The sequence below is a fragment of the Microcystis sp. M44BS1 genome (assembly GCF_020244875.1).
Classification (GTDB): Bacteria; Cyanobacteriota; Cyanobacteriia; order Cyanobacteriales; family Microcystaceae; genus Microcystis; species Microcystis panniformis.
The window spans coordinates 1-5,911 of record NZ_JADBVM010000278.1; the positions used below are offsets into that span (position 1 = coordinate 1).

10 protein-coding genes and 2 pseudogenes are annotated in these 5,911 nt (G+C 40.9%); 11 read left to right on the plus strand and 1 reads right to left on the minus strand.

Going from position 1 to position 5,911, the window contains the following annotated elements; genetic code table 11:
- The coding region (locus IM515_RS21020; RefSeq protein ID WP_287629711.1) for a GUN4 domain-containing protein at positions 1-1,512 on the plus strand (1,512 nt) is incomplete at its 5' end.
- Positions 1,513-1,604: 92 nt separating this feature from the next.
- Here IM515_RS21020 and IM515_RS21025 read toward each other — a convergent pair.
- Positions 1,605-2,393: a transposase gene (locus IM515_RS21025; protein WP_287629713.1), complete on the minus strand. Its 789-nt coding sequence runs from the start codon at positions 2,391-2,393 to the stop codon at positions 1,605-1,607.
- A gap of 215 nt (positions 2,394-2,608) precedes the next feature.
- On the opposite strand from IM515_RS21025, the gene IM515_RS21030 reads away from it, so the two are divergent.
- The 10 genes and pseudogenes from IM515_RS21030 to IM515_RS21075 form a co-directional block, all read left to right on the plus strand.
- Positions 2,609-2,809 (plus strand): hypothetical protein, encoded by a 201-nt coding sequence (locus IM515_RS21030; protein ID WP_002743272.1) that lies wholly within the window; start codon positions 2,609-2,611, stop codon positions 2,807-2,809.
- Complete coding sequence (locus tag IM515_RS21035; protein WP_287629714.1) at positions 2,803-3,015, plus strand: RelB antitoxin-like protein; 213 nt, start codon at positions 2,803-2,805, stop codon at positions 3,013-3,015. The genes IM515_RS21030 and IM515_RS21035 overlap by 7 nt, the downstream gene beginning before the upstream one ends.
- Positions 3,002-3,274, plus strand: coding sequence for a type II toxin-antitoxin system RelE family toxin (locus tag IM515_RS21040; RefSeq protein ID WP_061433426.1), 273 nt, complete (start codon positions 3,002-3,004; stop codon positions 3,272-3,274). The genes IM515_RS21035 and IM515_RS21040 overlap by 14 nt, the downstream gene beginning before the upstream one ends.
- Before the next feature lie 81 nt (positions 3,275-3,355).
- Positions 3,356-3,565: a DUF6887 family protein gene (locus IM515_RS21045; protein WP_002734197.1), complete on the plus strand. Its 210-nt coding sequence runs from the start codon at positions 3,356-3,358 to the stop codon at positions 3,563-3,565.
- Between the two features lie 5 nt (positions 3,566-3,570).
- Positions 3,571-3,687, plus strand: a pseudogene (locus IM515_RS21050) (type II toxin-antitoxin system HicB family antitoxin); the annotation flags it as partial.
- Between the two features lie 453 nt (positions 3,688-4,140).
- Positions 4,141-4,617, plus strand: a complete 477-nt coding sequence (locus IM515_RS21055) for a type II toxin-antitoxin system VapC family toxin (protein ID WP_002789671.1) — start codon at positions 4,141-4,143, stop codon at positions 4,615-4,617.
- Positions 4,614-4,826 carry a hypothetical protein gene (locus tag IM515_RS21060; RefSeq protein ID WP_004158042.1) on the plus strand — a complete coding sequence of 71 codons (213 nt, stop codon included), beginning with the start codon at positions 4,614-4,616 and terminating at the stop codon, positions 4,824-4,826. The genes IM515_RS21055 and IM515_RS21060 overlap by 4 nt, the downstream gene beginning before the upstream one ends.
- Before the next feature lie 226 nt (positions 4,827-5,052).
- Positions 5,053-5,289 carry a DUF4926 domain-containing protein gene (locus tag IM515_RS21065; protein ID WP_193960880.1) on the plus strand — a complete coding sequence of 79 codons (237 nt, stop codon included), beginning with the start codon at positions 5,053-5,055 and terminating at the stop codon, positions 5,287-5,289.
- A 14-nt stretch (positions 5,290-5,303) separates the two neighbouring features.
- A complete protein-coding gene (locus IM515_RS21070; RefSeq protein ID WP_002743277.1) occupies positions 5,304-5,468 on the plus strand; it encodes a hypothetical protein in 165 nt (54 codons plus the stop codon).
- Positions 5,469-5,514: 46 nt separating this feature from the next.
- Positions 5,515-5,730: pseudogene (locus IM515_RS21075) on the plus strand (DNA cytosine methyltransferase); the annotation flags it as partial.
- Positions 5,731-5,911: the final 181 nt, after the last annotated feature.

The following is a 5,911-nucleotide window of genomic DNA, read 5'->3' on the forward strand; positions in this document are numbered from 1 at the left end:
AAAGCGAAACCCAACCACCCCAAAGGTTACTCTTTGTTGGGTTTCCTTGCGTCAACCCAACCTACAATAATTGCTATGAGTCTCTGTCTCAATCCCGATTGTTCGCACAAAAACACCCCCACGGATAAATTCTGTCATAAGTGCGGTTCTCAATTACTGCTCAGAGAACGTTATCGAGCGCTAAAATTAATCGGTCAAGGGGGTTTTGGTAAGACATTTCAAGCGATAGATGAGGATAAACCCTCAAAACCCTATTGTGTAATTAAACAATTTTTCCCGTCAGCGCAGGGAACAGGAACTTTACAAAAAGCAGCAGAATTATTTAAAGAAGAAGCGATTCGTTTAGATAGTTTGGGAAGATACCCACAAATCCCCGAACTTTACGCCTATTTTACCGGTAATGACGGGCGACAATATCTCGTCCAGGAATATATCGAAGGACAAAATCTCGAACAAGAATTAAAACAGGAAGGAGTATTTAACGAAGCCAAAATTAAACATCTTTTGTCAGAGATTTTACCGATTCTAGAATTTATTCATAGTAAACAAGTAATTCATCGCGACATTAAACCAGAAAATATTATTCGCAGAAAAAGCGATAATAAATTGATTTTAGTGGACTTTGGCGCAGCAAAATTTGTCAGTCCTTTAAATCGTTCCATGACAGGAACAATTATCGGTTCTGCTGAATATATTGCCCCAGAACAGGGAAATGGTAAGGCAGTTAATGCCAGTGATTTGTATAGTTTGGGTGTAACTTGCCTTTATTTATTAACTGGAATATCTCCCTTTGATTTATTCGATGGGGGGGAACACCAATGGGTATGGCGACAGTCGTTAGTGGATAATCCTGTTAGTAATGATTCAGGGAATATTCTGGATAAATTAATCGAGTTCGGGACGAAAAAACGCTATCAATCTGCCTCGGAAGTGTTGCAAGCTTTGCAGATAAAAACATCAGTCTCTATACCCCAGACAACTATTCAAAAACCCGTTAATCCCGTTATTTCCGTTACTCAAACTCCCCCATCTATCCAGCTTAAAAGTGCCAAAGGAATCGATTATCGGAAATTAGAAGATTTATTAAAACGGCAGCAATGGGAGAAAGCGGACTGGGAAACCGCAAGAGTGATGCTACAGGTAGCCAATCGCACAAAAGAAGGATGGCTACAGGTAGAGGATATCGATAATTTTCCCTGCGAGGATTTGCGAACCATTGACCAATTATGGGTTAAATATAGTGGCGGTCGCTTTGGTTTTTCCGTGCAGGCGAAAATTTACCGCGAACTCGGTGGGACGCAGGAGTATAATGAAGTTAATGAAAGAGTTTGGAACGCTTTCGGAGATAGGGTAGGCTGGCGAGTGAATGATAGATGGATATGGATACAGTATGTTACTTTTGACCTAAAAGCACCCCTAGGACACCTCCCTGCTCTGGGGAAGTCTGGGAAGTTCGAGATGGGGTTTTGGGTGGGCTTTGGCTTCTCTCTTCTCTCGCGTCGAGACTTGTAAAATGTAACATATAAAGGTTACAGCCAATTTTTAAGAATTGTATCGGGTTGATTTTCCACGAAGCCATGCGGGTTCTGGGTTTTCGATACCTGTCACCCAGGCCCCCCGGCCGGTCTGCGACATGATTGTAGTATGTCTCCGGCGACGCGGGGGTTGTAGGCGTTGGCAAAAACGAACTGATCCGCCACCGCGAGAATTTCTGGGGTGACTTCCTCCCACTCCTCCCAGAGAGACAATTGGCCCGGAGAGGATTTTTTAGACCTTTTCTTCGGCTTTATCCCCGCGAGTAGCTTACTTCCCCAGTGGTTGCGGGTTTCCGGTTTCGGTCGCGGCCGGTATTTTTTGCAGAATCCGCGATATTTGGCTGCGCATTCCTCTAGGGTTTCTCCCAGACTCAAAAACGCAGGATGCCAAGTGGTTAAGCCATCGTCTCCGAGTCGGTCATAGACCCCGTAATCGCTAAAATCGTAGAAGAATCCGACTTGGACTCCCGCAGCCTTCGGATTGGCGTGAATATAGCGTAGGGTATTCAGCGCTCGCTTAGTATCCGTGGTGGGAAAACCGCTACTGTGATAGCGTTTCTCCCAGAAGTGACCAGTTCGATTCAGCATTCGGTTAAAACACATGGCGGTGTACCAGTTCAACCAGTGCATAATTTTGGGTAAGTCTTCCGCATCTTTCGGTTCGATGAGATAGTGAATATGGTTACTCATCACACAGAGCGCGTAGAGTTTGAATCTGTACTTTTCGATCGCTTTTTTGATAGCGTAGAGTAACACCTGTCGGCATTCTAGACGGGTCAGGCGAAATTCTCGGTTATTACAGCGAATGGTTATATGATAGGAATAGCCCGGGATTAGTTCTCGTTTTGCTCGTGACATTTTGCGTATTTTTCCCCGCGAGGACTTGTAGAATATAACACCTAACAGAAAGATACCGCTATCTTTATCCTGTCCGCAACTTTTATCTGTTAACATGGAACTGTAAACATATTACTAATGCTCAAATTCAGAAAAAACTTCTCAATATATGCGCGGATTTCGGCTACAAATTACCGCTAATCTGTACACCTTACGAGTTAATGGGAGAATGAGCTATGTGGGAAGATGAAATACTCGAAGAAATTCATAAAATTAGAGAAGAACACGCCAAGTCTTTCAACTACGATATAAAAGCGATTTGCGCTGATTGGAGGGAGAGACAAGGGAAAAGTGGTAGAAAATTAGTTCGGTTAAATACCGCCCAAAACATGACAAAAAATAGCGAAAATGATACTATTGAGAGAACCAAATGCTAGAAATTAACAAAAGCTATGTATTAGACAAGGATCAAAAGCCGATTGCCGTTCAGATTCCCATTGCTGAATTTGAAAAAATCGAAGAAATCCTAGAGGATTACGGACTAGGAAAACTCATCGAAGAAGTTGAAAATGATCAAATCCTAGACAAAGAAAAAGCCTGGCAATATTTAGAATTGCTTAAAAACAAAAATGTGGAAGGTTGAATACAACAAGAGATTTTTAAAAGAATTAACCTCTTTGCCAAAAGACATACAATCTCGTATTGAGTTGATCGTATTTTCCGAATTAGAAACTGACAATCCTTTTGAATTAGGCTATCTCGATAAAATGAAAGGACATAAAGATAAATATAAAATTAGAGTTGCAGATTATAGGATTGGCCTGACTATTGATAAACCCAATCAAACCATCATCTGTCAACGGGTCGCACATCGTAGAGAAATTTACAAAACTTTTCCTTGATAGAAAAATACCGCTATCTTTATCTGTCAATTGCTTTCTAATCATTTTAATCGATGAACAGGGGAATTGTAACTTTGAATTATGAAAAAATCACCTTCGGAAATGACTAACGCAGAACTCCGTCAGTATCTTTCGGAACATCGAAACGAAGAAGCTATTTTTAGTGAAGCACTAGAAGTATTATTAAGCCGAAAAAAAGACGGGTTTAACTATCCCGCACCTCAAACGATGTCCTATAAAGAAATAGAAACGATTTTCAAGGAAAAATTAAATCAAATAATTGAGGAATAGAAATCGTGCGTTATGCGATTATTATCGAAAAAGCTGAAAATAACTATTCCGCTTATGTTCCCGATTTACCCGGTTGTGTTACTACCGGTAAAACCCTAGAGGAAATCACAGAAAATATGAAAGCCTCGTAGGTTGGGTTGACGCAAGGAAACCCAACAAAGAGTAACCTTTGGGGTGGTTGGGTTTCGCTTAAACAATCGAATTGAGCCATTTTCGACCCAGTATTGTTTCGCTCAACCCAACCTACAATAATTGCTTATATTAATTTCCGATTAATTGCCAATTCATTGCCGACACAAGAGTTAAAGCGATAACAATTCATTGCTGTATGTAACAATATAAGAGAAGTGCGATCGCCGATTTTGTAGGGTGCGTTAACGCGCGTGTAAAGCACCGCTAATGTTTGGGATAAAATGGAGAAGCTTCAATGCGATCAAGTGCGATCGCTTTGAGAAATGATCGAGGTCAAGCATAACAGTGCAATAACTTCGTTACAGAGATAGGATAGTAGAATAGAGGGGGCTACCATACGGCTGCTTCAGGCTTTAATTTAGTCTTGTCGATCAGTTATTATCATGAAAGAAAAAGTGTACTTGGATTCCACGGTTCCGAGTTATTACTTTGATGAGCGTGAAGCTCTAAAAACTTTTACCGAAATCACAAGGAAGTGGTGGTCGGAGATGTCCAGTTATTATGATTTATATATTTCGGATGCCGTGCTTCAAGAACTAACCAACGGAAACTATCCGCGTAAAGCTGAAATTATTCATTTGGTTTCGACGATTCCTTTACTACCGCCGACTTCTGCTCTTGAACAAGTTGTCGAGTTTTATCTTGCCAACTATGTCATGCCAAGGTCTCTTGTGGGCGACGCTCTACATCTTGCCTATGCCAGCTATTTCGACATTCAATATCTCGTTACTTGGAATTGCAACCACCTAGCGAATGCTAACAAACGGAAGCATATTCGCGTTATCAATGCCCGCCTTGGTTTGTCAACACCTGAAATTGTCACACCACTTGAACTATTCAAAGAGGAGAATAACTTATGATCCACTCAGAGATTTTGCAAGAAAAAGATAAAACTCAAACAAGATTATCGGAGGAATGCACGTCTATCCATGACTATTTAGTTAAGTCTCGCATTGCTGCGGAAAAGGCTGCGGAATCCTACGGGTTTACTCTCAAGTATGCTGAAGAAATTCATAAAATTCGAGAAGAACACACCAAAGCTTTCAACGCCAACACAACAGCCTCTTAGGTTGGCTTGAGCGAAACGCTATAGATTAATTCTGATTAATTGCCAATTCATTGGAAACACAAGAGTTAGGGCGATAATGATTCATGGCTGTATGTAACAATACAGAATAAGTTTATCTCAGGAGTTCCACGGGATAAACTTACGAGTCTCTACCTATTGGATTATCGACTCACTTACGAAAGAAACAAGATTTGTGACTTTATTACCAGATTAAAAGAGTTAGACTATGAAATTTGATATGTTTTCCGAAGTTCAATTAACCGAAGATTTGCCAGAATCTAATTTGTCTCGTGGCACTCACGCGATTATCGTGGATTATTGTCCTAGTCCCGAAGGCCAAGAGGATGGCTATGTTTTAGAAGTGTTAAATAATCAGGGAAAAGCCTATACAGTTATCGCTGTAGAAGTTTCCAAGATTGAATCGATTCAAAATCTTAAACAGGATGAATTGCAAATTATATAATTCTGTTATTCTTAGTGGATTTAATCCCCCATCCTAGCAATGGCGAAATGGGAGCAATTTTAGAGGTTTTTAACGCTCTCGGTGAGTCAATTTCAGTAGTTACTGTGCCAATTTCGGCGATTAAACCCCTACAAGCAAATGAAATATTTACCGTCCGCTCTTTGGTGAAAGTTGAATAAGTTAAAATCAAAGAGAATATCCCTATCGCTGCAATTTTAATCACCGATGACTCTCCTGAAAGATAGCAAAAAAATTCGTTTTATTGACCTTTTTTGTGGTTTGGGAGGGTTTCGAGTCGCTATTGAACAAGTTTGTCGCCAACAAAACTTAGAATCTGATTGTGTCTTTTCCTGTGATATAGATAAAGACGCTCGGGCAATTTATCACGCTAATTTTGGCGACAAACCCCAGGGAGATATTACCGAAATCGCCGCCCTAGATAGGGTTTGCTGAAAAAGCTTTTCGGTGGTGGCAGGGTGTGGGGTGTGGGGTGTGGGGTGTGGGGTTTTACCAGTTTTGAGGTGGTCAACTACCTAATTTTCAGGGAAAAAGTACCTGAATTTTCCCCCGATCCCCGCAATGGCTGGCACTTTTTGAGGGGAAAAAAGTCCAAAAGTCTTAT